Source organism: Pseudoxanthobacter sp. (genome assembly GCF_036822375.1).
Classification (GTDB): Bacteria; Pseudomonadota; Alphaproteobacteria; order Rhizobiales; family Segnochrobactraceae; genus Pseudoxanthobacter.
This window is the reverse complement of the sequence record NZ_DAISHT010000138.1, coordinates 1-1,891: the sequence shown is the minus strand read 5'-3', so window position 1 is coordinate 1,891 and position 1,891 is coordinate 1. Positions and strand designations below refer to the sequence as shown.

1 pseudogene is annotated in these 1,891 nt (G+C 69.2%); it reads left to right on the top strand.

Features of this window, described 5'->3' with window-relative positions:
- Positions 1-171: 171 nt before the first annotated feature.
- Positions 172-1,891: pseudogene (locus tag V7067_RS12465) on the top strand (NAD-glutamate dehydrogenase); the annotation flags it as partial.

Genomic DNA, 1,891 nt, shown 5'->3' with positions numbered 1-1,891 from the left:
TTTGCCCTTTGTCTTTGCACTGTGTCGTCTTGCAGCCATGATCCTTTTCTATCAGGGCGCCAGCCCGATGCGGGACTTTGTGGATATTGATCCCGTCATTGACTGCCCGCAGAGTGTGCGGGCTTGCGACAACCGCCGGACGACAAGGCGGGACAGGAAGGATGATCGATCATGCTCGACCGGTACGACAGCGAGAAGACCGCGGCGATCACCGTGGCGGAGGACCGGCTGCGAAACGAGACGGACGGCGAGGCGCTGGCCCTGTTCGTGCGGGCGGTGTTCTCGCGGGCACCGCAGGAGGATCTGGCGCCCTATTCGGCGGCCGACCTCATTGCCCTTGCCGGCGAGGCCTATGCCACGCTGGCCGAACGTCCGGCCGGCCAGCATCGCGTGCGGTTTGCCGACCACCAGCTTTCCGGTCCCGATGGCCGGCGCTTCACGGTGGTCGAGATTCTCAATGACGACATGCCGTTCCTGCTCGATTCCGTCATGGGCGAGTTGCTGGAGCAGGGGCTGGAGCTGCTGCTGGTCTCCCACCCGATCCTCGCGGTGGCGCGCGACGAGGCCGGGCGCCTCACGCGGTTTGCCGGTGTGGCCGAGCCGGGCGCCGCGGCGCCGGGCCTGCAGCGCGAAAGCCTGATCATCCTCCATGTGCCGCGCCTCGACGAGGCCGCCCGCACCCGGCTGGCCGCCGGGCTCGACCTGACGCTGACCGATGTGCGCCGCGCCGTTGACGACGAAAAGCCGATGCGGGCGCGCCTGCGCGAGGTGATCGCCGGCTGGAAGGCCGCGCCGCCGGCCGGCATGGAGCCGGCCGTGCTCGACGAGGCCTGCGCTTTCGTCTCGTGGCTCAACGAGGAGAACTTCGTTCTGCTCGGCATCCGCGAATATGCCTTCAGCGGCGAGGCCGGCGAGGAGCGCATGGAGCGGCGCGATGCCACCTCGCTCGGCATCCTGCGCGATCTCGCCCGCGTGGTGCTGAGTCGCGGTTCCAGTCTGCTGGCCGCGACCCCGCAGATCCGCGCCTTCCTGCTGCGCCACGATCCGCTGATCGTCACCAAGACGGACCTGAAATCGCGCGTGCACCGCCGCGCCGACATGGATTATGTCGGCCTGAAGCTGTTCGGCGAGGATGGCCGGCTGACGGGTGAGGTGCGCCTCGTCGGCCTGTTCACCCGCCCGGCCTATGTGCGCTCCATCCGCCACATTCCGCTCATCCGCCGCAAGGCCCAGCTCGTGCTCGACCGCTCCGGGCTCGATCTCAGAACCTATTCCGGCAAGGGCCTGCTGGCGGCGCTGGAAGGCTATCCGCGCGACGAGCTGTTCCAGATCGACGCCGACGCGCTGCTCGATTCGGCCACGAAGATCATGGAACTCGGCGAACGGCCGCGCATCCGCGTGCTGGCCCGCCACGACGAGTTCTCCCGCTTCGTCTCGCTGCTCGTCTACCTGCCGCGCGACCGCTACGATTCCGATGTCGTCGCCCGCCTCGGTCAGGCGCTGGCGCATGCCTATGCGGGCACCGTCGGCCATGTGGGGCTGGAATTTCCCGAAGGCCCGCTGGCCCGGCTCTATTTCGTCATCGCCCGCACCGGTGCCGAGGTTGTCGAGCCGACCGCGGAGACGCTGGAGGCGCTGGTCGCCGGCATCGTGCGCACATGGGACGACGACCTGCTGGCGGCGGCCGAGGAGGCCGGGGTCGCCGGCGGGGCGAGCGCGCTCGCCGGCCGCTGGGGCGCCTGCTTCGACGGCAGCTACCGCTCGGTGTTTCCCGCCGCCACCGCCATCGGCGACATTGCCCTGATCGAGACGCTGAGCGCGGAGCGGCCGACCACCATCGATTTCCTGCACCGCGCGGGCGATCCGCAGACGCAGGCAACCCTGCGGCTGT